The following is a 26199-nucleotide window of genomic DNA, read 5'->3' as shown; positions in this document are numbered from 1 at the left end:
GCTTGTAATCCGTTGTTCCGTGTCAGTGGAGGCGCATTATAGGGAGTTATTTCAGGCTGACAAGGGGAAATTTAAAATAACTTTCCGAGTGCGTGTTTTTTCACCAAAACAACCATTAACATGCCATAAAATAAGCAAATTGCCGTTTTTGCAGCCGCAATCACACTTCCAGGTGGCATACTAATGAATAAGAAAAAGAGTAAGGAAGAACATTCATGCCGTTAAATGCCCAACAGCTAGCCGCACAGAAAAACTTGTCCTACGTTCTGGCCGAAAAGCTGGCTCAGCGAATATTAAAAGGTGAATACGCACCGGGTGCGATATTGCCTGGCGAAATAGAGCTGGGCGATCAGTTTGGCGTGAGTCGCACCGCGGTAAGAGAGGCAGTAAAAACATTAACGGCAAAAGGTATGGTATTACCGCGCCCACGTATTGGTACACGCGTCATGCCGCAAGCAAACTGGAACTTCCTTGACCAGGAGCTGCTCACCTGGTGGATGACAGAAGATAATTTCCCGCAGGTCATTAAACATTTTCTGGTGATGCGTATCAGCCTGGAGCCTCAGGCGTGCTTACTGGCAGCGACCATAGGTACGGTTGAACAGAAAGCGCACCTCAACACGCTGATGGAAGAGATGGTTGAGCTGAAAAGAAACTTCAGACGCGAACGCTGGATTGAGGTTGATATCGCCTGGCATGAGCACATCTATGAAATGAGTGCGAATCCGTTCCTTATTTCCTTTGCATCTCTGTTCCATTCGGTTTACCAGACCTACTTTACCTCTATTACCTATAACGATGTGGTGAAACTGGATTTGCACCAGGCCATTGTCGACGCAATAGATGATAACGATGGCGATCGCGCCTTTGCTGCCTGTCAGGCATTGCTGATAGCACCGAACGTGCTACCGGATAAATAATATGTCAGAAAAGAAATCACGCAGTATGGCCGGGCTACCGTGGATAGCAGCCATGGCCTTTTTTATGCAGGCACTAGACGCCACGATCCTCAATACCGCCCTACCCGCAATAGCACATAGTCTTAACCGCTCTCCACTCGCCATGCAGTCGGCCATTATCAGCTATACCCTGACTGTCGCGATGCTGATCCCGGTAAGTGGTTGGCTGGCAGACCGATTTGGTACCCGACGCGTCTTTATGATTGCCGTTAGCCTGTTTACGTTGGGATCGCTGGCCTGTGCGCTGTCCAGTTCCTTAAGCGAGCTGGTGATTTTCCGTGTCATTCAGGGGATCGGTGGCGCCATGATGATGCCCGTTGCCCGTCTGGCGTTATTGCGTGCTTACCCCCGCAGCGAACTGCTTCCCGTGCTTAACTTCGTCACCATGCCAGGACTTGTGGGGCCGATTTTAGGTCCGGTATTGGGCGGTGTACTGGTTACATGGGCCAGTTGGCACTGGATCTTCCTGATTAATATTCCAATTGGCATTGCCGGTATCTTCTATGCCCGCAAATATATGCCGAACTTCACCACGCCACGCCGCGGTTTTGATATGACCGGTTTCTTTCTGTTTGGTTTGAGCCTGGTGTTGTTTTCCAGCGGCGTTGAATTGTTCGGTGAGAAGCTTGTCGAGACCTGGGTCGCACTCGGTATTATTCTTGCCAGTGTGTTGTTACTACTCGCCTATATTCTCCATGCGCGTCGCCACCCAACGCCGCTGATATCGCTTCCGATATTTAAGACTCGGACCTTTTCTGTTGGGATCGCCGGAAACCTCGCCACTCGCCTGGGTACAGGCTGTGTGCCCTTCTTAATGCCGCTGATGTTGCAGGTAGGATTTGGATATCCGGCTCTGATAGCCGGCTGCATGATGGCGCCAACAGCGTTGGGTTCAATTCTGGCAAAATCCATGGTGACGCAGGTACTGCGCAAACTCGGCTACAGGACCACATTGGTGGGTGTTACGGTATTTATCGGCCTGATGATTGCGCAGTTCGCTTTGCAATCTCCTGCCATGCCGATCTGGATGCTAATCCTGCCGTTGTTCATTTTAGGTATGGCGATGTCCACCCAGTTTACTTCAATGAATACCATCACTCTGGCGGATCTGACCGATGAAAACGCCAGCAGCGGCAACAGCGTATTGGCCGTTACTCAGCAGTTATCAATCAGTTTAGGGGTTGCCATCAGCGCCGCCGTTCTGCGTATCTATGAAGGTATGGAAGGAACCAATACGGTCGAACAGTTCCACTACACCTTTATGACGATGGGCGCTATCACGGTAATATCCGCGCTGATGTTCATGCTGCTAAAAGCCAAAGATGGACGTAACCTGATCAAAGATCGGCACAAACCTAAACCGACCCCCGCTCCATCAGAACAGGAGTAAGCTGCAAACGCTGTTGCTGTAATGCGGGCTGCGCCATCCGGTGAATTAATACATCGATGGCCAGTTCGCCCAATTCATCTTTTGGTTGGTGGATGGTCGTCAGGGGCGGCGTCATATAGCGCGCCAGCTCGATATCATCGTAACCCACCACAGCCATATCCTGCGGAATGCGCAATCCTGACTGGTACAGAGCCTGATACGCGCCAACTGCCATTGCATCATTGCCGGTAAAAACGGCCTGCGGTCGCTGTTTATGCGACAGCAACGTTTGCATAGCTTCAAAGCCGCCGCCGAACTCAAAGTCACCGGTAATCTCATAGCCTTCCGGGACAGGCAACCCCGCCCGCTTCATTGCTGCCCGATATCCTTCCAGACGCAAACGCGCCGGGGTTTTATCCAGCGGCCCGGTGATGCAGGCAATGCGCGTAAAACCTTTTTCGATAAGATGTTGCGTGGCTAAATCACCGCCCAGCAAGGAGTTATCCTGAATCAGATCGCTTTCACCATCAAAAGGCGACCAGTCCATCATCACGGTCGGTATAGAAGGATAACGCTGCATTATCTCTCTGGAAGGCTGATGTGTTTCGGTGCAGAGCAGCAACAAGCCGTCCACACGTTTTTGCATCAAGGTTTCCAGGTTACGGTTCATGCGCTGTTCATCGCCTTCGGTATTGCACAGCACCAGGCTGTAGCCGCGCTCAAAACAGCTACGTTCAACGCCGCGCACTAGTTCAGAATAGAAGGGATTGGTACTGGCAGTGATTAACATGCCAATCGTGCGGGTCTGGTTTAGCTTAAGGCTACGCGCCAGTGCGGAGGGCGCGTAGTTAAGCGCTTTAATTGCAGCTTCTACTTTGTCAGTGACGGACTCACTGACAAAGCGATCTTTATTAATGACGTGAGAAACCGTCGACGTGGAAACACCCGCCAGGCGGGCGACGTCCTTCATTGTAGCCAAGCGTTACCTCTGTTGACTTAAAAACGCTTCTATTTCTTCGCGCCACGGAACGGAAGGCTGTGCGCCTTTACGGGTAACCGCAATCGCCGCAGCGGCATGCGCAAAACGGATCGCTTCAGGCAGCGGAGTCTCTTCCAGCAACGCTGTAATTAACGCGCCATTAAAGGTGTCTCCAGCGGCAATAGTATCAACGGCTTCCACTTTAAAACCGGGCACACGCTGACCTTCACCATTAACGCTGGCCCACACACCACGACTACCTAAAGTAATCAGTACAGTATGGATACCTTTAGCGTGCAATGCCTGCGCCGCTTTGGCCGCGTCTTCATCATTTTCGACCCGGATCCCCGTCAGCTTTTCAGCCTCGGTTTCATTCGGGGTAATAATATCCACCAGCGCCAGCAGTTCATCAGAAAGTTCACGAGCCGGTGCCGGGTTCAGGGCGACCATGGTCTTATTTTGATGTGCAATCTTTGCTGCAGTCAGTACGCTTTCGATCGGCGATTCTAACTGCATCAGTAAGGCGGAGGCCTGCGCAATGCGATCGCGCTGTGCTTCCACCAGCGCTGGCGAAAGAGCTGCGTTTGCACCGGCGTGAATGCCGATAACGTTCTCACCTTCACCATTCACAAAAATCAACGCCACACCGGTCGATTCCCCCGAAATTACGCTAATCGGCGCAATATCGATGTTGTCTTTGGCTAACTGTTTACGCACACTTTCGCCAATATCATCATCGCCCGTACAGGCAATGAATGCGATATTCGCGCCACTACGACCCGCAGCAACAGCCTGATTCGCGCCTTTACCGCCAAATGCGACCTGATAATGGCTACCTGTTACGGTTTCACCAGGTGTCGGGAAAGAGTTAAGGTTAAGGATGTGATCGGCATTGATACTGCCAAGAACAACGAGGTTGCCTGCGGTTTTCATATTTGGTGTTCCAAGTCAAAGTGCGCCACCGGGTTAGGGTGGCGCGTGCCCTGCTTTTCTTTTTACGCTTTCATCCCCAAAATCAGATACGGGGATGGCGTATTTATGTCTCCATCAGGCCGCGAGCGACCTGAATCGGTATTACTGCTTGATGACCAGCTTCAGGTCAACCGGATATTTAGCCTGAACCTTCTCGCCTTTCAGGACTTTATCCGCAGTCTCAACGCCTTTCGCGCCGATCTGATCCGGCAACTGAGCAATGGTCGCAGCCAGTTTGCCATCATTTACTGCTTTTTCGCCATCTGGAGTGCCGTCAAATCCAACCACCATCACATCAGATTTACCCGCGGTTTGCAGTGCGCGCAGCGCACCCAGCGCCATTTCATCGTTCTGGGCAAATACGGCCTGCACATCTGGATGCGCGGTCAGCAGGTTCTGCATGACGTTCAGACCTTTGGTGCGGTCGAAGTCTGCCGGCTGGCTGGCCAATACGTTAAATTTGTGTGCCGCAACGGCCTGCTGGAAACCTTCGCCACGCTCACGCGCCGCTGAAGTTCCGGCAATCCCTTGCAGTTCGATAACTTTCGCGCCTTCACCTGCTTTCTTCGCGATGTAATCACCCGCAATTTTGCCACCCAACACGTTATCAGACGCGATGTGGCTTACCACTTCGCCTTTGGAGGCAACACGGTCAAGGGTAATAACCGGAATTTTTGCCTGGTTAGCCATCTTCACAGCATTACCAACGGCATCAGAGTCAGTCGGGTTGATCAGCAGAATTTTAGTTCCACGAACCGTTAAGTCCTGAACGTTAGCCAGCTCTTTCGCCGGGTTGTTCTGCGAGTCCAGAATCACCAGGTTGTAACCCAGCTTATCCGCCTCTTTTTGCGCCCCATCCTTCAGAGAAACAAAGAACGGGTTGTTGAGGGTGGAGACCACCAGCGCAATGGTATCTTTCGCCATCGCATTCGCGCTCACGGTGGCGCTCAGCGCAACAGCAGAAACCAGGGTAGCCAGTTTTTTCATGTTCATATTTAAGATGTCCTGTAATCGTTGTTACTGCTTTTTGTTGTCTACCAGTACCGCCAGCAAAATCACCACCGCTTTGACGATCATCTGGTAATAGGAGGATACACCTAACAAATTCAAACCATTATTGAGGAAACCAAGAATCAATGCGCCGATCAGCGTCCCAACAATACGTCCTTTACCACCCGCCAGGCTGGTACCGCCTAACACCACCGCTGCGATAGCATCCAGCTCATAGCCAGTACCTGCTGTTGGTTGCGCAGAGGAGAGGCGCGCGACTTCAATGATGCCCGCCAGAGATGCCAGCAGACCGCACAGTGAGTAAACGATAATTTTGATTTTACTGACGCTGATACCAGACAAACGCGTTGCCGCTTCGTTACCGCCCAGCGCGTAGATATAACGGCCCAGACGAGTGTGGTGCAGCATGTACCACGCCGCGAGGAAGACAATCCCCATGATCCACACTGGCGTAGGGATGCCTAACGGACGACCAATACCAAACCAGCCAAACAGATCGGCATTGTCAGTAAACCCGGTATTAACCGGACTGCCGTTGGTGTACACCATGGTCACGCCGCGCAGCAGCAGCATCATCACCAGCGTTGCAATAAACGCCTGCACCCGGCCTTTCGCAACAATCACCCCGGTGACTGCGCCAATGGCAGCGCCGAGCGCCAGGGCTGCAGCAACAGCCACCAGCGCATTGACCTCAATCCCTACAATTGAAGCCGCAACCGCGCCGGTAAGCGCCAGCAAGGAACCGACGGACAGATCGATACCTGACGTCAGGATAACCAGCGTCATGCCAACGGCCATGATGGCGTTCACCGACGTTTGCTGGAGAATATTGAACAGGTTATTAACGGTAAAAAAGTTAGGGCTCATGGTGGAAACAATCGCGATCAGCACTAACAGAGCGATGAGCGACTTTTGCTCCAGAAGCCATGCTTTAGTGAAATAACGGCGACCAGAAACAGCCTGGGTAGTCATCTTTTTTACTCCTGATTCACGCGATTAAGCTTGCCCACAGCGGCAGCCATTAATACTTCCTGAGTGGCCTGCTCGCGAGTGAACTCACCGCCGAGATGCCCTTCATGCATAACGATAATTCGATCGCTCATGCCCAATACTTCTGGCATCTCAGAGGAGACCAGAATGATACTCAGCCCGTCAGCCTTAAACTGGTTGATAAGCTGATAGATTTCTTTCTTGGCTCCAACGTCAACGCCGCGCGTTGGTTCATCAAGGATCAGCACTTTTGGCCGGGTCATCAGACCGCGCGCAATCGCCACTTTCTGCTGGTTACCACCGGAAAGCAGGCCGATAGCCTGTTCCATTGATGGTGTTTTAACATTGAACAGACGAATAAAATCACCCACCGCCTGCTGCTCATCTTTATGTTTCAGGCTTCCACCGGCGCGGCTGAAATAACGCAGCGCGGTCAGTGACATGTTCTCTTTCACCGACATGCCCAGCACTAAGCCATCGCGTTTACGGTCTTCAGAAATATAGACGATGCCGTTAGCCAACCCATCCTGCGGCGAACGGGTAACCACTTCATGGCCATCAAGCGTGACGTAACCGCTGGTGCGCGGCAATGCGCCGTACAACACTTTCATCAGTTCGGTACGTCCGGCCCCCATCAGCCCGGATACGCCAAGGATCTCGCCTTTACGCAGCGTGAACGAAACATCGTTTACGCCAGGACCGCACAGGTTATCGACCTTCAGGCGAATATCACCCGGCGCTTTTTCCAGGCGCGGGTACTGATCTTCCAGCTTACGTCCCACCATCATTTCAATCAGCGAGTCTTCAGTCAGCGAGGCAACTTCACGTTCAGCAATAAACTGCCCGTCACGGAAGACGGTTACGTCGTCGCAAATCTCGAAGATCTCTTTCATACGGTGAGAAATATAGACAATGCCGCGTCCCTGGGATTTCAGTTCGCGGATGACGCGGAACAGGGATTCGGTTTCAGTGTCGGTGAGGGCATCCGTCGGTTCATCCATAATGATGACCTTCGATTCAAAGCTCAGCACTTTGGCAATTTCGACCATCTGCTGATCGCCAATCGACAGCTCACCAACCAGTCTGTCGCTTTTAAAGCGCAGATTCAGTTTGGCGAGCAGCAGATCGGCTTCGGCGTACATCTTCTTCCAGTCAATTTTGCCAAAGCGATTCACAAACTCACGGCCAAGAAAAATGTTCTCGGCGATAGTGAGTTGCGGGATCAGGTTCAGCTCCTGGTGGATGATACCGATTCCGGCTTCCTGGGAGGATTTCGGGCCGTTAAAGGTGGTCTCTTTCCCCAGCCACAATAAAGAACCGGCATCACGGGTATAGATCCCGGTCAGCACTTTCATCATGGTGGATTTGCCCGCGCCGTTTTCGCCCACCAGCGCCATTACGCGGCCAGGGTAGACATTCAGCGCGGCGCCGGATAGCGCTTTTACGCCCGGGAACGCTTTATCGATCCCTTTGAGTTGCAGTAATGCGTTCATGATGGCCTCAGAACGTGACGCCAGCACAGAGAATGATATTCGCATACGGAGAACATTCTCCGCTGCGAATTACCGCCTGACTGTCTGCGGTTTGTTTTTTGAATTGTTCATGCGTGGTGTAACGAATTTCTATGGTGTTTCCCTGGTGTTGTTGCAGTTGCTCAATGTGGCTGAGCAACGTTTCGTGGAGTTGCGGATTATGTTGTTTAATTTCCGACGCGAGAATGGCTGCCTCGACCTGCATTTCACGTGTGACCACATCCAGTACCTGCATAAAAGAAGGTACGCCCTGGGTTAATGCCATATCAATACGCGTTGTGCTGTTCGGGATGGGTAAACCTGCATCACACACCACCAGCGTATCGGTATGCCCCAGACGGGAGATCACCGTTGAAATTTCAGAGTTGAGTACCGTGCCTTTCTTCATTTTCTTTCCCCACTAGCGAAACGTTTCGCTGGAGATAAGTGTAGTGCGAAGAGTGGACAGAAAACCACCGCGACGTTACGAAAATGTGATCGCCATCGAAACGTTTCGCAAGGATTATCATTTGATGAAATGAAAACTGAGAGGGGCAAAACAAAACGCCCCCTTTCGCGATGAAAGAGGGCGTCGATGAGATTAAATCTCTACCTGAGTACCAAGTTCAATAACCCGGTTCGGTGGGATTTCAAACTGGTCCGGCGCGCGCAGCGCGTTGCGCTGTAGCAGCAGATACAGCTTGCCGCGCAGACGCAGGTACCATGGCCGCTTGCCTACAATCAACGACTCATGCGACATGAAGAAGGACGTTTCCATCATCCGACAGCTTAAGCCTTCCAGACCGCAGCGATGGAACACTTCCTCCACGTTCGGCGTTTCGCGCCAACCGTAGCTGGCCACCACGCGCCAGAAGGTGGGCGATAACTGCTCAATCTGCACTCTACGCACGTTGTGAACATAGGGCGCATCTTCCGTGCGCAGCGTCAGCAGAATAACGCGCTCATGCAGCACCTTGTTATGCTTGAGGTTATGCAGAAGCGCAAACGGGATGACGTTCAGTGCGCGGGACATATACACCGCCGTTCCCGGCACGCGTACCGGTGGCGATTTCTCCAGAGAAGCAATCATCGCCTCCAGAGAGTTACCGTGCTCATGCATGCGACGCAGCAGACGGAAGCGTTCGCTTTTCCAGGTGGTCATGATGGTGAACATCACCAGACCCAGCGTCAGTGGCAGCCAACCGCCGGAAATAAGCTTATCGAGGTTCGCGGAGAACAGCGGAACATCGACGCACAAGAACGCCACCAGGATCAGGAAGACGAAGTATTTATTCCAGTGCCAGTTTTTGCGCGCCACGGTGGTCGACAGAATTGAAGTCAGTACCATCGTCCCCGTTACCGCAATCCCATACGCCGCGGCAAGGTTACTGGAGTGTTCAAAGCTCACTATCACGATAACTACCGCAAAATAGAGCATCCAGTTAACGAAAGGAATGTAAATCTGGCCCGATTCCATTTCCGAGGTATGGATGATACGCATCGGCGATAAATACCCCAGACGTACGGCCTGACGCGTCAGCGAGAAGACGCCGGAGATAACCGCCTGAGAGGCGATGACCGTTGCCAGCGCGGCGAGGATCAACAATGGAATTAATGCCCAGTCCGGCGCCAGCAGGAAAAACGGGTTTTTGATCGCTTCAGGATGCTTTAACAGCAACGCGCCCTGCCCAAAATAGTTCAGCACCAGTGAAGGCAATACCACGGAGAACCATGCCAGACGAATCGGCAATTTACCGAAGTGGCCCATATCCGCATACAGCGCTTCAACACCGGTAATCGACAGCACCACCGCACCCAGCGCGATAAAGGACAGCGTTTTGAATTCGAGGAAGAAATGCACCGCCCAATACGGATTGAGCGCCTGCAGCACTTCCGGATTGCCAATAATACTGCGCACACCTAATACCGCGAGCGTCAGGAACCATAGCAGCATAATCGGCGCAAACAGCTTACCGACCATGCCGGTACCGTGTTTTTGAATCAAAAACAGCAGGGTCAGCACAATTATTGAGAGCGGAACAATCCAGGTATCCAGTTGCGGGGCAACTATCTCCAGACCTTCAATTGCAGACATCACCGAAATGGCTGGCGTAATCACCACTTCACCATAGAAGAAGCTGCCGCCTATCAATCCCATAATGACCAGCATGGAGGTTGTTCGCGCCGAGGTATTGCGCCCGGCCAATGACATCAGCGTCAGGATCCCGCCTTCTCCGGCGTTATCTGCGCGCATGACAAACGTCAGGTATTTAATGGAGACAACAAAGATCAGCAGCCAGAAAATCAGCGAGAGAAAACCAAATACGGCATCACGTTCAACGCCAAAACCAAACTGGCCGGACAAACATTCACGAAGCGTATAAAGTGGGCTGGTACCAATATCACCGTAGACAACCCCAATGGCCGCAAGGGTAATCGCAGACAATGATTGTTTATTATCAGTGCTCATAGACTCGTCTTTCGTTTATACACATCATCTTTCAAGTCACTCCGTGTGGGCTGCATTCGTTATTCCCCCCATCCCAGAAGAAAACTCCATTGCCGCCTTGGTGCAGCTTGATTGATTTGGTGTATATATAAGAAATGTGTGCGTCGTCCCTTGGCCCACAAAAAGGCGCACAGTATGCACGATTAATCACAAAATCGTACCCCTAAATGAGACCAGATTAATCTGGCTCAAAGAAAAATAAGCGCACCTTCAGTCTATTACTGCAATGGTGTGAAGCATCTATACTCGCAGTTTATGCAGTACATTTGGCGAAAGGACGCCACTTCATTATGGCTCACCCACATTTATTAGCGGAAAGAATTTCCCGTCTGAGCAATGCGCTGGAAAAGGGACTTTATGAACGTAGCCACGCCATTCGTCTGTGTCTGCTGGCAGCACTCAGCGGCGAGAGCGTTTTCTTATTAGGTCCCCCGGGGATCGCAAAAAGCTTAATTGCCCGCCGACTGAAGTTTGCCTTCCAAAACGCACGCGCTTTTGAATACCTGATGACGCGCTTCTCTACGCCCGAAGAGGTGTTTGGTCCGCTGTCCATTCAGGCGTTAAAAGACGAAGGTCGCTATGAACGCTTAACGGCGGGCTATCTTCCTGAAGCTGAAATCGTTTTTCTCGATGAAATCTGGAAAGCAGGCCCGGCAATTCTTAACACCCTGTTGACCGCCATTAACGAACGTCACTTCCGTAACGGCGCGTATGAAGAAAAAATTCCGATGCGTCTGCTGGTGGCGGCTTCCAACGAACTGCCTGAAGCCGACAGCAGCCTGGAAGCGCTGTACGACCGTATGCTGATTCGTCTGTGGCTGGATAAAGTTCAGGACAAGGCCAATTTCCGCTCCATGCTGTTAAGTCAGCAGGATGAAAGCGACAATCCGGTCCCGGCATCATTGCAGGTGACGGATGAAGAGTATCACCAGTGGCAAAAAGACATTGGTGCGATCAAGCTTCCCGATCGCGTGTTTGAGCTCATTTTCACGCTGCGCCAACAGTTGGACGTGTTACCGAATGCTCCTTATGTGTCCGATCGTCGCTGGAAAAAAGCGATCCGCTTACTCCAGGCCAGCGCTTTCTTTAGCGGACGCGATGCGGTAGTACCTATCGACCTGATCCTGCTGAAAGATTGCCTGTGGTACGACGCGCAAAGCCTGAATCTGATGCAACAGCAGCTTGAAATATTGATGACCGGACACGCCTGGCAACAGCAAGCCATGCTGACGCGCCTGGGCAGCATTGTGCAGCGTCGCATTCAGCTCCAGCAGCAGCAAAGTGACAAAACGGCGTTCACGGTGATCCGCCAGGGCGGAATGTTCAGCCGTCGTCCTCATTATGATTTACCGCCAGAAGCCTCGTCTTCTGTCGTGACATTACTGCTGCAAAAGCCTTTAAAACTGCATGATATGGAGGTTATCCATATAGCTTTCGAACGTGGCGCGCTGGAACTGTGGCTAACAAAAGGCGGGGAGATCCGCGGAAAACTAAACGGGATCGGCTTTGCCCAAACGCTGAATATGGAAGTCGATAGCGCACAGCATCTGGTTGTACGCGATGTCAGTTTACAAGGTTCTCGCCTGGCGCTGCCGGGTGCTTCGCAAGAGAGTATGCCCGCAGAGATAAAACAGGAGCTTGAGGCGCTCGATAACGAGTGGCATCAGCAGCACAGCGCATTCAGCGAACAGCAAAAATGCCTGTTTATTCATAGCGACTGGTTAGGCCGCATTGAGGCCAGCCTGCAGGATGTCGGGGCGCAAATCCGCCAGGCGCAACAATGCTGACCCTTGATACGCTCAACATCATGCTGGCAGTCAGCGAAGAGGCGATGATCGAAGAGATGATCGTCGCCCTGCTGGCTTCCCCAAAGATGGTGGTATTTTTTAAAAAATTTCCTCGCCTTAAAAAAGCGATCACTGACGACATTCCCCGCTGGCGTGAATCATTGCGTAGCCGCCTCAAAGATACCCATGTACCGCCGGAGCTGATGGAGGAGGTTATGTGCTATCAACAAAGCCAGCTCCTCTCTCATGCGCAGTTTATCGTTCAGCTACCGCAAATATTATCGCTATTGCACCGCCTCCATTCGCCTTGGGCCGGGCAAGCGCAGCAACTGGTCAATGACAACAGCACCTTTACGCCTGCCCTACATACGCTTTTTCTCCAGCGCTGGCGCCTGAGCCTGGTGGTGCAAACCACAACGCTGAATCAGCAACTACTGGAAGAAGAGCGCGAGCATTTGCTCAGTGAAGTACAGGAACGTATGACCCTCAGCGGGCAACTGGAACCTGTACTGGCAGAAAATGACAACGCAGCAGGCCGGTTGTGGGATATGAGCGCGGGCCAAATCAAGCGCGGTGATTATCAGTTGATGGTGAAATACGGCGAATTTCTGACGCAACAACCCGAACTCCAGCGCTTGGCCGAGCAGTTAGGTCGTTCCAGAGAGGCGAAATCCGTGCCGCGTAAAGATGCGCCAATGGAAACCTTCCGTACCCTGGTGCGCGAACCGGCAACCGTCCCGGAGCAGGTGGATGGCATCCAGCAAAGTGACGATATCCTGCGCCTGCTACCACCAGAGCTGGCCACGCTGGGCATTACCGAACTGGAATACGAGTTCTACCGACGGCTGGTGGAAAAGCAACTGCTCACCTACCGCCTGCACGGCGAAGCATGGCGTGAGAAAGTAACGGAACGTCCGGTGGTGCATCAGGATTTTGACGAGCAGCCGCGCGGGCCTTTTATCGTCTGCGTTGATACCTCGGGATCGATGGGCGGATTTAATGAGCAGTGTGCGAAAGCCTTTTGCCTGGCGCTAATGCGCGTTGCCCTTGCCGATAACCGGCGCTGTTTCATTATGCTGTTTTCAACAGAAGTGGTGCGCTATGAGCTTTCCGGTCCGGAGGGCATCGAACAGGCGATCCGCTTTTTAAGTCAGCGCTTTCGTGGCGGCACTGATATTGCCAGCTGTTTTCGCGCCATAATTGAGCGCATGCAGGGTCGGGAATGGTTTGATGCAGATGCGGTGGTGATCTCAGATTTTATCGCTCAGCGATTGCCCGATGAGGTCGTCAGCAAAGTAGGGGAATTACAGCGGGTACACCAGCACCGTTTTCACGCGGTGGCGATGTCAGCACATGGCAAACCCGGCATCATGCGCATTTTCGATCATATCTGGCGCTTTGATACCGGGATGCGAAGCCGCCTGCTCAGACGCTGGCGGCGTTAATTGTTACAGCAGAGATGCGACGCTTTCACGTACCTGGGCCGGCCATACGCCACACTGAACCTGACCAATGTGCGGTAATTGCAGCAACAGCATGGTCAGACGCGACTGCCCAATGCCGCCACCAATTGTCTGCGGCATTTCACCGCGCAGCAGCGCCTGGTGCCACTCCAGACTCAGGCGATCTTCATCACCGGTCAGAGACAGCTGGTGTTTCAGGGCGTCAGCATCCACACGAATCCCCATAGAAGACAGCTCAAACGCATCTTCCAGAACCGGGTTCCAGACCAGAATATCACCGTTCAGACCGGCATGACCCAGCTCGGACGCTGAACTCCAGTCATCATAATCGGGCGCACGTACGTCATGACGGTGACCGTCACTGAGCTTACCGCCGATCCCCACCAGGAATACCGCACCCAGCTCTTTAGCGATCGCACGTTCACGACCTTTTGCATCAAGATCCGGATAACGAGATAACAGCTCCTGGCTATGAACAAAGTGGATCTGCTCTGGCAGGAACGGTGCCAGACCAAACTCTTTGCTAACCGCAGCTTCGGTGGCCTTAATTCCCGCCCAGATAGCCTCTACCGTGCTTTTCAGAGTGGAGAATTGACGCTCACCGTCGCCCATCACGCGCTCCCAGTCCCACTGGTCAACGTACACTGAGTGCAGCGGGGAGAGGCGATCTTCATCGGGACGTAGGGCTTTCATGTGCGTGTACAGCCCCTCGCCTGCGCTAAAGTCGTGTTGTCCTAACGTTTGACGCTTCCACTTCGCCAGTGAATGAACCACTTCGAATTGAGCGTCTGGCAATGCTTTAACCTTCACCTGCACCGCTTTTTCGCAGCCCGACAAGTTATCCTGCGTGCCATCTCCAACGCGACTGAGGATCGGCGCCTGAACTTCGATCAGGCCTAAACGCTCTTCCAGCTGGCGAGAAAAATGAGATTTTACGAAGCTAATTTGACGTTGTTTGGCAATGTAAGCGGTTTTCATTATGTGTACTCCTGTGTCCTGTTGCCTATGATTAAGCAACAGAATGGAGGTAATATTCAATAATCAACAAGCAAAAAGCCGACTTCGATTTTGATTCGTTAAAAATCACGTCTAAAATAGAGTGAATCATTAATCTACATAAGAAAAACCTATGGAAAATTATCAGATCGACAATCTGGACCGCGGCATTCTTGACGCCTTAATGGAAAATGCTCGTACCGCCTACGCAGAATTAGCCAAACAGTTCGGCGTCAGCCCAGGAACAATTCACGTTCGCGTAGAAAAGATGAAGCAGGCTGGGATTATTACCGGCGCGCGGATTGATGTTAGTCCCAAACAATTGGGTTATGACGTCGGCTGCTTTATCGGCATAATCCTGAAAAGTGCGAAAGACTATCCGTCAGCGCTGGCCAGACTGGAAAGCCTCGATGAAGTGACCGAAGCATATTACACCACCGGGCACTACAGCATCTTTATTAAGGTGATGTGCAAGTCGATCGACGCATTGCAGCAGGTACTTATCAACAAGATCCAAACAATTGACGAAATTCAGTCCACGGAAACGCTGATCGTCCTGCAAAACCCGATCATGCGTACCATCAAGCCGTGATCGCTTTTTTTAATACCCTGGTTTTCCACAGGTAGATCCCAGCTCGCTCACAGCGTACAATACGCCCTCTTTATAAAGGTGGGCGATCATGGCAGACATCACTCTTATCAGCGGTAGTACGCTTGGCAGTGCGGAATATGTAGCAGAGCATCTGGCTGAAAAGCTGGACGACGCGGGTTTTTCCAGCGAAATACTGCATGGGCCAATGCTTGAAGAGGTTCCGACTGACGGGATCTGGCTGATTATCAGCTCCACGCACGGTGCGGGAGATATTCCTGACAACCTGCAGCCTTTATATGATGCGTTACGCGAGCAAAAGCCGGACCTGTCACAAGTGCGCTTTGGTGCAATCGGGATCGGCAGTCGTGAATATGACACCTTTTGCGGCGCAATCGACAAGCTGGAAGCCGAATTGAAGGCCTGTGGGGCAAAACAGATCGGCGAAACACTCAGGATCAACGTACTGGAACATGAAATTCCGGAAGATCCGGCTGAAATTTGGCTGGGATCGTGGCATCCGTTGCTCAGAGATTTGTAAAGATCGTACTTTTTTATGTGGATAACTCTGGTTAAAAGCTTGGATCAACCGGTAGTTATCCCAAGAACAACCGTTGTTCAGTTTTTGAGTTGTGTATAACCCTTCATTCTGATCCCAGCTTATACGGACCAGGATCACCGATCATTCACAGCTAATGATCCTCAGCAACCTGTTGATCTTACTTAAAGGATCGTCCTTATCCACAGAAAGGTGCGATCCTAATAAGAGATCACAATAAAACAGATCTCTAAATAAAAAGATCTTCTTTTTAATACCCAGGATCCCAGGTCTTTCTCCATCGACTAAAGTTGAGTAGAATCCACGGCCCGGGCTTCAATCCATTTTCACACCGCGTTATGCGAGGCAATTACCATGTTTTATCAGGATCCTTTTGACGTCATCATCATTGGCGGGGGTCATGCAGGCACCGAGGCCGCAATGGCCGCGGCGCGAATGGGTCAACAGACTCTGCTTTTGACACACAATATCGACACTCTGGGGCAGATGAGCTGCAACCCGGCGATCGGCGGTATTGGGAAGGGACACCTGGTAAAAGAAGTGGATGCGCTTGGTGGGTTGATGGCAAAAGCGATCGACCACGCGGGTATCCAGTTTAGGATACTAAACGCAAGCAAAGGGCCAGCCGTTCGCGCTACCCGAGCTCAGGCCGATCGTGTGCTCTATCGCCAGGCGGTACGCACTGCGCTGGAGAATCAACCTAACCTGATGATCTTCCAGCAGGCGGTTGAAGATCTGATTGTCGAAAACGATCGCGTTGTGGGAGCAGTAACCCAAATGGGACTGAAGTTCCGTGCCAAAGCGGTCGTATTAACCGTGGGGACTTTCCTCGACGGCAAAATTCATATTGGCCTGGATAACTACAGCGGTGGCCGCGCTGGCGATCCGCCGTCCATCCCGCTGTCACGCCGTCTGCGTGAACTGCCGCTGCGCGTCAGCCGCCTGAAAACCGGTACACCGCCGCGTATCGATGCGCGCACGATTGATTTCAGCGTGCTCGGCCAGCAAAACAGCGATAACCCGATGCCGGTCTTCTCATTCCTGGGCGATGCTTCTCAACATCCGCGCCAGATGCCGTGTTACATCACGCATACCAATGAGAAAACCCATGACGTGATCCGCAATAACCTTGATCGTAGCCCAATGTACGCTGGCGTGATCGAAGGTATCGGCCCACGCTACTGCCCGTCGATCGAAGACAAAGTGATGCGCTTTGCCGATCGTAACCAGCATCAGATCTTCCTCGAACCGGAAGGACTGACCTCTAACGAAATTTACCCGAATGGCATCTCCACCAGCCTGCCGTTCGATGTGCAGATGCAAATTGTCCGCTCCATGCAGGGGATGGAAAATGCCAGAATCGTCCGCCCTGGCTACGCGATTGAGTATGATTTCTTCGATCCGCGCGACCTGAAACCTACTCTGGAAAGCAAATTCATCCAGGGTCTGTTCTTTGCGGGCCAGATTAACGGTACAACCGGTTATGAAGAAGCCGCCGCACAAGGCATGCTGGCTGGTCTGAACGCCGCACGTTTGTCTGCTGAAAAAGAAGGTTGGGCACCGCGTCGCGATCAGGCTTATCTTGGCGTGCTGGTGGACGACCTGTGTACGCTGGGCACCAAAGAACCGTACCGTATGTTCACATCTCGCGCTGAATACCGTTTGATGCTGCGTGAAGATAACGCCGACCTGCGTCTGACCGAAATTGGTCGTGAACTGGGTCTGGTGGACGATGAGCGCTGGGCTCGCTTCAACGAGAAACTGGAGCGTATCGAACAGGAACGCCAACGTCTTAAATCAACCTGGGTGAATCCATTAGCGGAGTCCGCAGCAGAAGTGAATGCTCACCTGGCTACACCTCTGTCACGTGAAGCGAGCGGTGAAGATCTGCTGCGTCGCCCGGATATGACCTATGCTCAGTTGACCTCTTTATCTGCGTTCGCACCCGCGCTTGATGATGCTCAGGCCGCAGAACAGGTTGAGATTCAGGTGAAATACGAAGGGTATATTGCCCGTCAGCTGGAAGAAATTGAAAGGCAACAGCGCAATGAAAACACCCTGTTGCCTGCAACGCTGGATTATCGTCAGGTCTCTGGCTTGTCGAATGAAGTTATCGCTAAGCTGAACGATCACAAACCCGTTTCGATCGGTCAGGCATCGCGTATTTCCGGCATAACGCCTGCCGCCATCTCCATTCTGCTGGTATGGCTGAAAAAACAAGGTATGCTGCGCCGCAGCGCTTGATAACACTATTTTGGCGGGGGCGCTTCGCTTGCCCGCCGTACAAATTTGTAGGCCCGATAAGCGAAAGCGCATCGGGCATTTGATTATTAACAGGTAACGACCGTGCTCAACAAACTCTCTCGTCTGCTGGCTGATGCCGGTATTTCTCTTACCGATCACCAGAAAAATCAGCTGATTGCGTATGTCGATATGCTGCACAAATGGAACAAAGCCTACAACCTGACGTCGGTGCGGGATCCAAACGAAATGCTGGTACGCCATATTCTGGACAGCATTGTCGTTGCACCGTATCTGAAGGGTGAGCGTTTTATCGATGTAGGTACGGGACCGGGCCTGCCGGGAATTCCGCTTTCTATAGTGCGTCCAGAAGCGCATTTCACACTGCTCGATAGCCTGGGAAAACGCGTTCGTTTCTTGCGTCAGGTGCAGCATGAGCTTGCGCTTACTAACATCACTCCTGTGCAAAGTCGGGTTGAAGAATTTCCTTCAGAACCGCCGTTTGATGGGGTGATTAGCCGTGCTTTCGCTTCACTCAATGATATGGTGAGCTGGTGTCACCATTTGCCGGGCCAGAATGGGCGTTTTTATGCGCTAAAAGGGCAGTTGCCTGCAGATGAAATTGATTCGCTGCCAGCAGAATTCAGCGTTGAGTCCGTCGAAAAATTACGCGTTCCGCAGTTGGATGGTGAACGTCATTTGGTGGTTATTAAGCCAAACAAAATTTAATTTTTATCAAAAAAAATAGCGAAAAAACGGCTTTTCAGGTGTTAAAAGTCATAGGTAATAGTGTGGTTAAATGTCGTTACATTTCACTAGTGCCTTACGGTTTTGCATCATAACTATAACGTACCGTTTTTTGTTAAAAGCGAAACAAGTCAGCTGTGAAAATATCAGTCTGCTAAAAATAGAACGTAAGAATCACCGTTTGTGTTAATTTTTTATTATAAATGTCAATGAGCGGTTTTTTTGTTGTTAGGCGTTGTTTTTTAAATAGTGGCTATTTTTACGCTTAAATATCAAAAAGATGAAAAGGCATCAATTGCCACGTAAATAAATTATGCGAAGGTGAATATGTTCAATATGTGATCTGGTGCACGCTTTGACGCCAGTGTTTTCGCGGCATTTGCAGTTTTGCATGATCGTTCACAGTTTGCCTAAAAGTAATAAATGTGGGGCAGCGAAAAATATTTAAACATTTATTCACTTTTTAGCTACTTATTGTTTGAAATCACGAAGGCGCACCGTATAATTTGTCCGCTTTTTGATGCTTGACTCTAAGCCATAAAGAACGTTTTATACGACACGCGGCATACCTCGAAGGGAGCAGGAGTAAAAACGTGATGTCTATGTCGCTCTTGAGTCGAAACGTTGCTCGTAAGCTTTTGCTCACACAGCTTCTGGTTGTAATAGCAAGTGGATTGCTGTTTAGCCTCAAAGACCCTTTCTGGGGCATCTCCGCGTTGTGTGGAGGATTGGCAGTGTTACTGCCTAATGTGTTGTTTATGATATTTGCCTGGCGTCACCAGGTACATACACCAGCGAAGGGCCGAGTAGCCTGGTCGTTCGCTTTCGGCGAAGCCTTCAAGGTATTAGCTATGCTGGTGTTGTTGGTGGTGGCGTTGGCTGTTTTGAAAGCGGTATTCATGCCGCTGATCGTTACGTGGGTTTTGGTGCTGGTGGTTCAGATACTGGCGCCGGCTGTAATTAACAACAAAGGGTAAAGGCATCATGGCTTCAGAAAATATGACGCCGCAGGATTACATAGGACACCATCTGAATAACCTTCAGTTGGACCTACGTACATTCTCGCTGGTGGATCCGCACAACCCCCCAGCCACCTTCTGGACGCTCAATATTGACTCCATTTTCTTCTCGGTGGTTCTGGGTCTGTTGTTCCTGCTTATGTTCCGTAGCGTAGCCAAAAAGGCGACCAGCGGCGTACCAGGTAAATTTCAGACCGCGATTGAGCTGGTAATCGGCTTTGTGCATGGTAGCGTGAAAGACATGTACCATGGCAAAAGCAAGCTGATTGCTCCGCTGGCCCTGACGATTTTCGTCTGGGTATTCCTGATGAACTTGATGGATTTGCTGCCTATCGACCTGCTGCCGTACATCGGTGAGCATATCTTTGGCCTACCGGCTCTGCGTGTGGTTCCGTCTGCTGACGTGAACATCACCCTGTCGATGGCGCTGGGCGTATTTATCCTCATTCTGTTCTACAGCATCAAAATGAAAGGCATCGGTGGCTTCGCGAAAGAGTTGACGCTGCAGCCGTTCAATCACTGGGCGTTCATCCCTGTCAACTTAATCCTTGAAGGGGTAAGCCTGCTGTCCAAACCAATCTCTCTTGGTCTGCGACTGTTCGGCAACATGTATGCCGGTGAGCTGATTTTCATTCTGATTGCTGGTCTGTTGCCGTGGTGGTCACAGTGGATCCTGAATGTGCCTTGGGCCATTTTCCACATACTGATTATCACGCTGCAAGCCTTCATATTTATGGTTCTGACGATTGTCTATCTGTCGATGGCATCTGAAGAGCATTAATTTACCAACACTACTACGTTTTAACTGAAACAAACTGGAGACTGTCATGGAAAACCTGAATATGGATCTGCTGTACATTGCTGCCGCTGTGATGATGGGTCTGGCGGCAATCGGTGCTGCGATCGGTATCGGCATCCTCGGGGGTAAATTCCTGGAAGGCGCTGCGCGTCAACCGGATCTGATTCCTCTGCTGCGTACTCAGTTCTTTATCGTTATGGGTCTGGTGGATGCAATCCCAATGATCGCTGTAGGTCTGGGTCTGTACGTGATGTTTGCTGTCGCGTAGTAAGCGTTGCTTGAATTAAGAGCAATATCAGAACGTTAACTAGATAGAGGCATTGTGCTGTGAATCTTAACGCAACAATCCTCGGCCAGGCCATCGCGTTTGTCCTGTTCGTTCTGTTCTGCATGAAGTACGTATGGCCGCCATTAATGGCTGCCATCGAAAAACGTCAAAAAGAAATTGCTGACGGCCTTGCTTCTGCAGAACGAGCACATAAGGATCTTGACCTTGCAAAGGCCAGCGCGACCGACCAGCTGAAAAAAGCGAAGGCGGAAGCTCAGGTAATCATCGAGCAGGCGAACAAACGCCGTGCTCAGATCCTGGACGAAGCTAAAACTGAAGCAGAGCAGGAACGTACTAAAATCGTGGCACAGGCGCAGGCGGAAATTGACGCCGAGCGTAAACGTGCTCGCGAAGAGCTGCGTAAGCAAGTTGCTATCCTGGCTGTTGCTGGCGCCGAGAAGATCATCGAACGTTCCGTGGATGAAGCTGCTAATAGCGACATCGTGGACAAACTTGTCGCTGAACTGTAAGGAGGGAGGGGCTGATGTCTGAATTTATTACGGTAGCTCGCCCCTACGCCAAAGCAGCTTTTGACTTTGCCGTTGAGCACCAAAGCATTGACCGTTGGCAGGATATGTTGACGTTCGCCGCTGAGGTGACAAAAAACGAACAAATGGCAGAGCTTCTCTCTGGCGCGCTGGCGCCGGAAACGCTCGCTGAGTCGTTTATCGCCGTGTGCGGTGAGCAGCTGGACGAAAGCGGCCAAAACCTGATTAGGGTTATGGCTGAAAATAACCGTCTGAATGCGCTCCCGGATGTTCTTGAGCAGTTTATTCACCTGCGTGCAGCCAGTGAGGCTATCTCTGAGGTAGAAGTCACTTCTGCCAATGCACTGAGTGATGAACAGCTTACGAAGATTAGTGCTGCGATGGAAAAACGTCTGTCACGCAAAGTTAAGCTGAATTGCAAAATCGATAAGTCTGTAATGGCAGGCGTAATCATCCGAGCGGGTGATATGGTCATTGATGGCAGCGTACGCGGCCGTCTTGAGCGCCTTGCAGACGTCTTGCAGTCTTAAGGGGACTGGAGCATGCAACTGAATTCCACCGAAATCAGCGAACTGATCAAGCAGCGCATTGCTCAGTTCAGTGTTGTGAGCGAAGCTCATAACGAAGGTACTATTGTTTCTGTAAGTGACGGTGTTATCCGCATTCACGGCCTGGCCGATTGTATGCAGGGTGAGATGATTTCCCTGCCGGGTAACCGTTACGCTATCGCACTGAACCTGGAGCGCGACTCCGTAGGTGCAGTTGTGATGGGTCCATACGCTGACCTCGCCGAAGGCATGAAGGTTAAGTGTACGGGTCGTATTCTGGAAGTTCCGGTTGGCCGTGGCCTGCTGGGTCGTGTGGTGAACACTCTGGGTTCCCCGATTGACGGTAAAGGTCCGGTTGATAACGATGGCTTCTCGCCAATCGAAGTTATCGCACCAGGCGTAATCGAACGTCAGTCCGTCGACCAGCCAGTACAGACCGGTTATAAATCTGTTGATGCCATGATCCCAATCGGTCGTGGCCAGCGTGAGCTGATCATCGGTGACCGTCAGACAGGTAAAACTGCGATGGCAATCGATGCCATCATCAACCAGCGTGATTCCGGCATCAAATGTGTGTACGTGGCTATCGGCCAGAAAGCGTCCACCATTTCCAACGTGGTTCGTAAACTGGAAGAACACGGCGCACTGTCCAACACCATCGTTGTTGTGGCGACCGCGTCTGAATCTGCTGCACTGCAATACCTGGCACCATATGCCGGTTGCGCAATGGGCGAATACTTCCGTGACCGCGGTGAAGATGCACTGATCGTTTACGATGACCTGTCTAAACAGGCTGTTGCTTACCGTCAGGTTTCCCTGCTGCTGCGTCGTCCGCCAGGACGTGAAGCATTCCCAGGCGACGTATTTTACCTCCACTCCCGTCTGCTGGAACGCGCATCCCGCGTAAACGCGGAATACGTTGAGAAGTTCACCAATGGTGAAGTTAAAGGTAAAACCGGCTCCCTGACCGCTCTGCCGATTATCGAAACCCAGGCGGGTGACGTTTCTGCGTTCGTTCCGACCAACGTAATTTCCATTACCGATGGTCAGATCTTCCTGGAAACCAACCTGTTTAACTCCGGTATTCGTCCGGCAGTTAACCCGGGTATCTCCGTATCTCGTGTTGGTGGTGCAGCGCAGACCAAGATCATCAAGAAACTGTCCGGTGGCATTCGTACCGCTCTGGCACAGTATCGTGAACTGGCAGCGTTTTCTCAGTTCGCTTCCGACCTGGATGAAGCTACTCGTAAGCAGCTGAGCCATGGTCAGAAAGTAACTGAACTGCTGAAGCAAAAACAGTATGCGCCAATGTCTGTTGCACAGCAGGGTGTGGTGCTGTTTGCGGCTGAACGCGGTTACCTCGAAGATGTGGAACTGGCGAAAATCGGTAGCTTCGAAGCCGCTCTGCTGGCTTACGTTGACCGTGACCACGCTCCGCTGATGCAAGAGATCAACCAGTCCGGTGGCTATAACGATGAAATCGAAGGCAAGCTGAAAGCTATCCTCGATTCCTTCAAGGCAACCCAGTCCTGGTAACGTCTGGCGGTCTGCTTTAGGGCGGACCGCAAGGCATTGAGGAGAAGCTCATGGCCGGCGCAAAAGAGATACGTAGTAAGATCGCAAGCGTCCAGAACACGCAGAAGATCACTAAAGCGATGGAGATGGTCGCCGCTTCCAAAATGCGTAAATCGCAGGATCGCATGGCGGCCAGCCGTCCTTATGCAGAGACCATGCGCAAAGTGATTGGTCACCTTGCGAATGGTAATCTGGAATATAAGCACCCTTACCTGGAAGAACGCGACGTTAAACGCGTGGGCTACCTGGTGGTGTCGACCGACCGTGGTCTGTGCGGTGGCTTGAACATTAACCTGTTCAAAAAGCTGCTGGCGGATATGAAAACATGGTCCGATAAAGGCGTTCAGTGCGATATCGCAATGATTGGCTCTAAGGGCGTGTCTTTCTTTAACTCCGTTGGCGGAAACGTGATCGCTCAGGTAACCGGCATGGGGGATAACCCTTCCCTGTCCGAACTGATCGGTCCGGTTAAAGTGATGCTGCAGGCCTACGATGAAGGTCGTCTGGACAAACTGTACGTTGTCAGCAACAAATTTATTAACACCATGTCTCAGACGCCAACCATCACTCAACTGCTGCCTCTGCCGGCATCAGATGATGATGAATTGAAGCGTAAATCTTGGGATTACCTGTATGAGCCAGACCCGAAAGCGCTGCTGGATACCTTGCTGCGTCGTTATGTCGAGTCTCAGGTTTATCAGGGCGTGGTAGAAAACCTGGCCAGCGAGCAGGCCGCACGTATGGTGGCGATGAAAGCCGCGACCGACAATGGCGGCAGCCTGATTAAAGAGCTGCAGTTGGTATACAACAAAGCTCGTCAGGCCAGCATTACTCAGGAACTCACCGAAATCGTCGGTGGTGCATCCGCGGTATAACCAGGTTAATTCGTAGAGGATTCAAGATGGCTACTGGAAAAATTGTCCAGGTAATCGGCGCCGTGGTTGACGTCGAATTCCCTCAGGATGCCGTACCGCGCGTGTACGATGCTCTTGAGGTTATGAATGGTAAAGAGAGCCTGGTGCTGGAAGTTCAGCAGCAGCTCGGCGGCGGTATCGTACGTACCATCGCCATGGGTTCTTCCGACGGTCTGCGTCGTGGTCTGGAAGTTAAAGACCTCGAACACCCGATCGAAGTCCCGGTAGGTAAAGCAACCCTGGGTCGTATCATGAACGTCCTGGGTCACCCGATCGACATGAAAGGCGATATCGGTGAAGAAGAGCGTTGGGCTATCCACCGCGCAGCACCTTCCTACGAAGAGCTGTCCAGCTCTCAGGAACTGCTGGAAACCGGCATCAAAGTTATCGACCTGATGTGTCCGTTCGCTAAGGGCGGTAAAGTCGGTCTGTTCGGTGGTGCGGGTGTAGGTAAAACCGTAAACATGATGGAGCTGATCCGTAACATCGCGATCGAACACTCCGGTTACTCCGTGTTTGCGGGCGTAGGTGAACGTACTCGAGAGGGTAACGACTTCTACCACGAAATGACCGACTCCAACGTACTGGACAAAGTGTCCCTGGTATATGGCCAGATGAACGAGCCGCCGGGAAACCGTCTGCGCGTTGCACTGACCGGTCTGACCATGGCTGAGAAGTTCCGTGACGAAGGTCGTGACGTTCTGCTGTTCGTTGATAACATCTACCGTTACACCCTGGCCGGTACAGAAGTATCTGCACTGCTGGGTCGTATGCCATCAGCGGTAGGCTACCAGCCGACCCTGGCGGAAGAGATGGGTGTTCTTCAGGAACGTATCACCTCTACCAAAACCGGTTCTATCACCTCCGTTCAGGCGGTATACGTACCTGCGGATGACTTGACTGACCCATCCCCAGCAACCACCTTTGCTCACCTGGATGCAACCGTGGTACTGAGCCGTCAGATCGCTTCTCTGGGTATCTACCCGGCAGTTGACCCGCTGGACTCCACCAGCCGTCAGTTGGATCCGCTGGTTGTTGGTCAGGAACACTACGACACCGCGCGTGGCGTACAGTCCCTGCTGCAGCGTTATCAGGAACTGAAAGACATCATCGCCATCCTGGGTATGGATGAACTGTCTGAAGAAGATAAACTGGTGGTAGCACGTGCGCGTAAGATCCAGCGCTTCCTGTCCCAGCCGTTCTTCGTTGCGGAAGTATTCACCGGTTCTCCGGGTAAATACGTTTCCCTGAAAGACACCATCCGTGGCTTTAAAGGCATCATGGAAGGCGAATACGACCACCTGCCAGAGCAGGCGTTCTACATGGTTGGTTCTATCGACGAAGCCGTGGAAAAAGCCAAAAAACTTTAACGCCTTAATCGGAGGGTGATATGGCAATGACTTACCACCTGGACGTCGTCAGCGCAGAGCAACAAATGTTCTCTGGTCTGGTCGAGAAAATCCAGGTAACGGGTAGTGAAGGTGAACTGGGTATTTTCCCGGGTCACGCCCCGCTGCTCACCGCCATTAAGCCTGGTATGATCCGCATCGTTAAACAGTTCGGTCATGAAGAGTTTATCTATCTGTCCGGCGGCATTCTTGAAGTGCAGCCTGGCAGTGTGACCGTACTGGCTGATACCGCGATTCGCGGACAGGATCTCGATGAAGCGAGAGCCCTGGAAGCGAAGCGTAAGGCTGAAGAGCATATCAAGAGCTCTCATGGTGACGTGGATTACGCTCAGGCATCTGCGGAACTGGCCAAAGCGATCGCGAAACTGCGCGTTATCGAGTTGACCAAAAAAGCGATGTAACACCGGCTTGAAAAGCACAAAGGCCAGTCTGGTTTC

25 protein-coding genes are annotated in these 26199 nt (G+C 51.7%); 17 read left to right on the top strand and 8 right to left on the bottom strand.

Annotated elements, in window-relative coordinates; translation table 11 throughout:
- The first annotated feature begins 215 nt into the window (after positions 1 to 215).
- Entirely contained in the window at positions 216 to 920 is a 705-nt protein-coding gene (locus OGY13_RS24090) for a FadR/GntR family transcriptional regulator (protein ID WP_100271716.1), read from the top strand.
- A 1-nt stretch (position 921) separates the two neighbouring features.
- Positions 922 to 2349, top strand: a complete 1428-nt coding sequence (gene mdtD, locus OGY13_RS24085) for a multidrug transporter subunit MdtD (protein ID WP_213752177.1) — start codon at positions 922 to 924, stop codon at positions 2347 to 2349.
- Here mdtD and rbsR read toward each other — a convergent pair.
- The 7 genes from rbsR to kup form a co-directional block, all read right to left on the bottom strand.
- Positions 2315 to 3307, bottom strand: a complete 993-nt coding sequence (gene rbsR / locus OGY13_RS24080) for a ribose operon transcriptional repressor RbsR (protein ID WP_003023757.1) — start codon at positions 3305 to 3307, stop codon at positions 2315 to 2317. The two genes, mdtD and rbsR, sit on opposite strands and share 35 nt — an antisense overlap.
- 3 nt (positions 3308 to 3310) lie before the next feature.
- The gene (gene rbsK / locus OGY13_RS24075) at positions 3311 to 4240 is read right to left on the bottom strand and encodes a ribokinase (protein ID WP_008786556.1); all 930 of its coding nucleotides are present in this window, start codon (positions 4238 to 4240) and stop codon (positions 3311 to 3313) included.
- Positions 4241 to 4381: 141 nt separating this feature from the next.
- Positions 4382 to 5272, bottom strand: a complete 891-nt coding sequence (rbsB, locus tag OGY13_RS24070; protein WP_003023760.1) for a ribose ABC transporter substrate-binding protein RbsB — start codon at positions 5270 to 5272, stop codon at positions 4382 to 4384.
- Positions 5273 to 5296: 24 nt separating this feature from the next.
- On the bottom strand, positions 5297 to 6262 hold the full coding sequence (gene rbsC / locus OGY13_RS24065; RefSeq protein WP_003826999.1) for a ribose ABC transporter permease: 966 nt from the start codon (positions 6260 to 6262) through the stop codon (positions 5297 to 5299).
- A 5-nt stretch (positions 6263 to 6267) separates the two neighbouring features.
- Positions 6268 to 7773, bottom strand: coding sequence for a ribose ABC transporter ATP-binding protein RbsA (gene rbsA / locus OGY13_RS24060; protein ID WP_003023764.1), 1506 nt, complete (start codon positions 7771 to 7773; stop codon positions 6268 to 6270).
- A 7-nt stretch (positions 7774 to 7780) separates the two neighbouring features.
- Positions 7781 to 8200 carry a D-ribose pyranase gene (gene rbsD, locus OGY13_RS24055; RefSeq protein WP_003827001.1) on the bottom strand — a complete coding sequence of 140 codons (420 nt, stop codon included), beginning with the start codon at positions 8198 to 8200 and terminating at the stop codon, positions 7781 to 7783.
- Between the two features lie 192 nt (positions 8201 to 8392).
- Positions 8393 to 10261 (bottom strand): low affinity potassium transporter Kup, encoded by a 1869-nt coding sequence (gene kup, locus OGY13_RS24050; protein WP_003827003.1) that lies wholly within the window; start codon positions 10259 to 10261, stop codon positions 8393 to 8395.
- Between the two features lie 329 nt (positions 10262 to 10590).
- On the opposite strand from kup, the gene ravA reads away from it, so the two are divergent.
- Positions 10591 to 12087, top strand: coding sequence for an ATPase RavA (gene ravA / locus OGY13_RS24045; RefSeq protein WP_020996042.1), 1497 nt, complete (start codon positions 10591 to 10593; stop codon positions 12085 to 12087).
- Complete coding sequence (gene viaA / locus OGY13_RS24040) at positions 12081 to 13532, top strand: ATPase RavA stimulator ViaA (RefSeq protein WP_003827006.1); 1452 nt, start codon at positions 12081 to 12083, stop codon at positions 13530 to 13532. Before ravA ends, viaA begins: the two co-directional genes overlap by 7 nt.
- A 3-nt stretch (positions 13533 to 13535) precedes the next feature.
- Here viaA and asnA read toward each other — a convergent pair whose 3' ends face one another.
- Complete coding sequence (asnA, locus tag OGY13_RS24035; RefSeq protein ID WP_003827009.1) at positions 13536 to 14528, bottom strand: aspartate--ammonia ligase; 993 nt, start codon at positions 14526 to 14528, stop codon at positions 13536 to 13538.
- A 151-nt stretch (positions 14529 to 14679) separates the two neighbouring features.
- Between asnA and asnC the strand changes: the two genes are divergently transcribed.
- The 13 genes from asnC to OGY13_RS23970 all read left to right on the top strand — a co-directional run bounded on the left by asnC (position 14680) and on the right by OGY13_RS23970 (position 26163).
- The gene (asnC, locus tag OGY13_RS24030) at positions 14680 to 15138 is read left to right on the top strand and encodes a transcriptional regulator AsnC (RefSeq protein ID WP_003023780.1); all 459 of its coding nucleotides are present in this window, start codon (positions 14680 to 14682) and stop codon (positions 15136 to 15138) included.
- An 88-nt stretch (positions 15139 to 15226) separates the two neighbouring features.
- Positions 15227 to 15676, top strand: coding sequence for an FMN-binding protein MioC (gene mioC, locus OGY13_RS24025; protein ID WP_003827013.1), 450 nt, complete (start codon positions 15227 to 15229; stop codon positions 15674 to 15676).
- 372 nt (positions 15677 to 16048) lie between these two features.
- Complete coding sequence (gene mnmG / locus OGY13_RS24020) at positions 16049 to 17938, top strand: tRNA uridine-5-carboxymethylaminomethyl(34) synthesis enzyme MnmG (RefSeq protein ID WP_003827014.1); 1890 nt, start codon at positions 16049 to 16051, stop codon at positions 17936 to 17938.
- Positions 17939 to 18040: 102 nt separating this feature from the next.
- Positions 18041 to 18664, top strand: coding sequence for a 16S rRNA (guanine(527)-N(7))-methyltransferase RsmG (gene rsmG, locus OGY13_RS24015; RefSeq protein ID WP_003827017.1), 624 nt, complete (start codon positions 18041 to 18043; stop codon positions 18662 to 18664).
- Positions 18665 to 19278: 614 nt separating this feature from the next.
- Complete coding sequence (atpI, locus tag OGY13_RS24010) at positions 19279 to 19659, top strand: F0F1 ATP synthase subunit I (RefSeq protein WP_003827019.1); 381 nt, start codon at positions 19279 to 19281, stop codon at positions 19657 to 19659.
- A gap of 7 nt (positions 19660 to 19666) precedes the next feature.
- Entirely contained in the window at positions 19667 to 20482 is an 816-nt protein-coding gene (atpB, locus tag OGY13_RS24005; protein ID WP_003023792.1) for a F0F1 ATP synthase subunit A, read from the top strand.
- Between the two features lie 46 nt (positions 20483 to 20528).
- Positions 20529 to 20768, top strand: coding sequence for a F0F1 ATP synthase subunit C (atpE, locus tag OGY13_RS24000; RefSeq protein WP_003023794.1), 240 nt, complete (start codon positions 20529 to 20531; stop codon positions 20766 to 20768).
- Positions 20769 to 20827: 59 nt separating this feature from the next.
- Positions 20828 to 21298, top strand: a complete 471-nt coding sequence (gene atpF, locus OGY13_RS23995) for a F0F1 ATP synthase subunit B (RefSeq protein WP_003827022.1) — start codon at positions 20828 to 20830, stop codon at positions 21296 to 21298.
- 14 nt (positions 21299 to 21312) lie between these two features.
- Positions 21313 to 21846: a F0F1 ATP synthase subunit delta gene (atpH, locus tag OGY13_RS23990; RefSeq protein WP_003827024.1), complete on the top strand. Its 534-nt coding sequence runs from the start codon at positions 21313 to 21315 to the stop codon at positions 21844 to 21846.
- A 12-nt stretch (positions 21847 to 21858) separates the two neighbouring features.
- A complete protein-coding gene (gene atpA / locus OGY13_RS23985) occupies positions 21859 to 23400 on the top strand; it encodes a F0F1 ATP synthase subunit alpha (protein WP_003827026.1) in 1542 nt (513 codons plus the stop codon).
- A gap of 50 nt (positions 23401 to 23450) precedes the next feature.
- A complete protein-coding gene (gene atpG / locus OGY13_RS23980) occupies positions 23451 to 24314 on the top strand; it encodes a F0F1 ATP synthase subunit gamma (RefSeq protein ID WP_006687765.1) in 864 nt (287 codons plus the stop codon).
- A gap of 26 nt (positions 24315 to 24340) precedes the next feature.
- Positions 24341 to 25723: a F0F1 ATP synthase subunit beta gene (gene atpD, locus OGY13_RS23975; protein ID WP_003023806.1), complete on the top strand. Its 1383-nt coding sequence runs from the start codon at positions 24341 to 24343 to the stop codon at positions 25721 to 25723.
- 20 nt (positions 25724 to 25743) lie between these two features.
- Positions 25744 to 26163, top strand: a complete 420-nt coding sequence (locus tag OGY13_RS23970; protein WP_003023809.1) for a F0F1 ATP synthase subunit epsilon — start codon at positions 25744 to 25746, stop codon at positions 26161 to 26163.
- Positions 26164 to 26199 lie beyond the last annotated feature (36 nt).

The sequence above is a fragment of the Citrobacter sp. Cpo045 genome, assembly GCF_030332875.1.
Taxonomy (GTDB): Bacteria; Pseudomonadota; Gammaproteobacteria; order Enterobacterales; family Enterobacteriaceae; genus Citrobacter; species Citrobacter portucalensis.
This window is presented reverse-complemented; position numbering and strand designations above follow the sequence as displayed.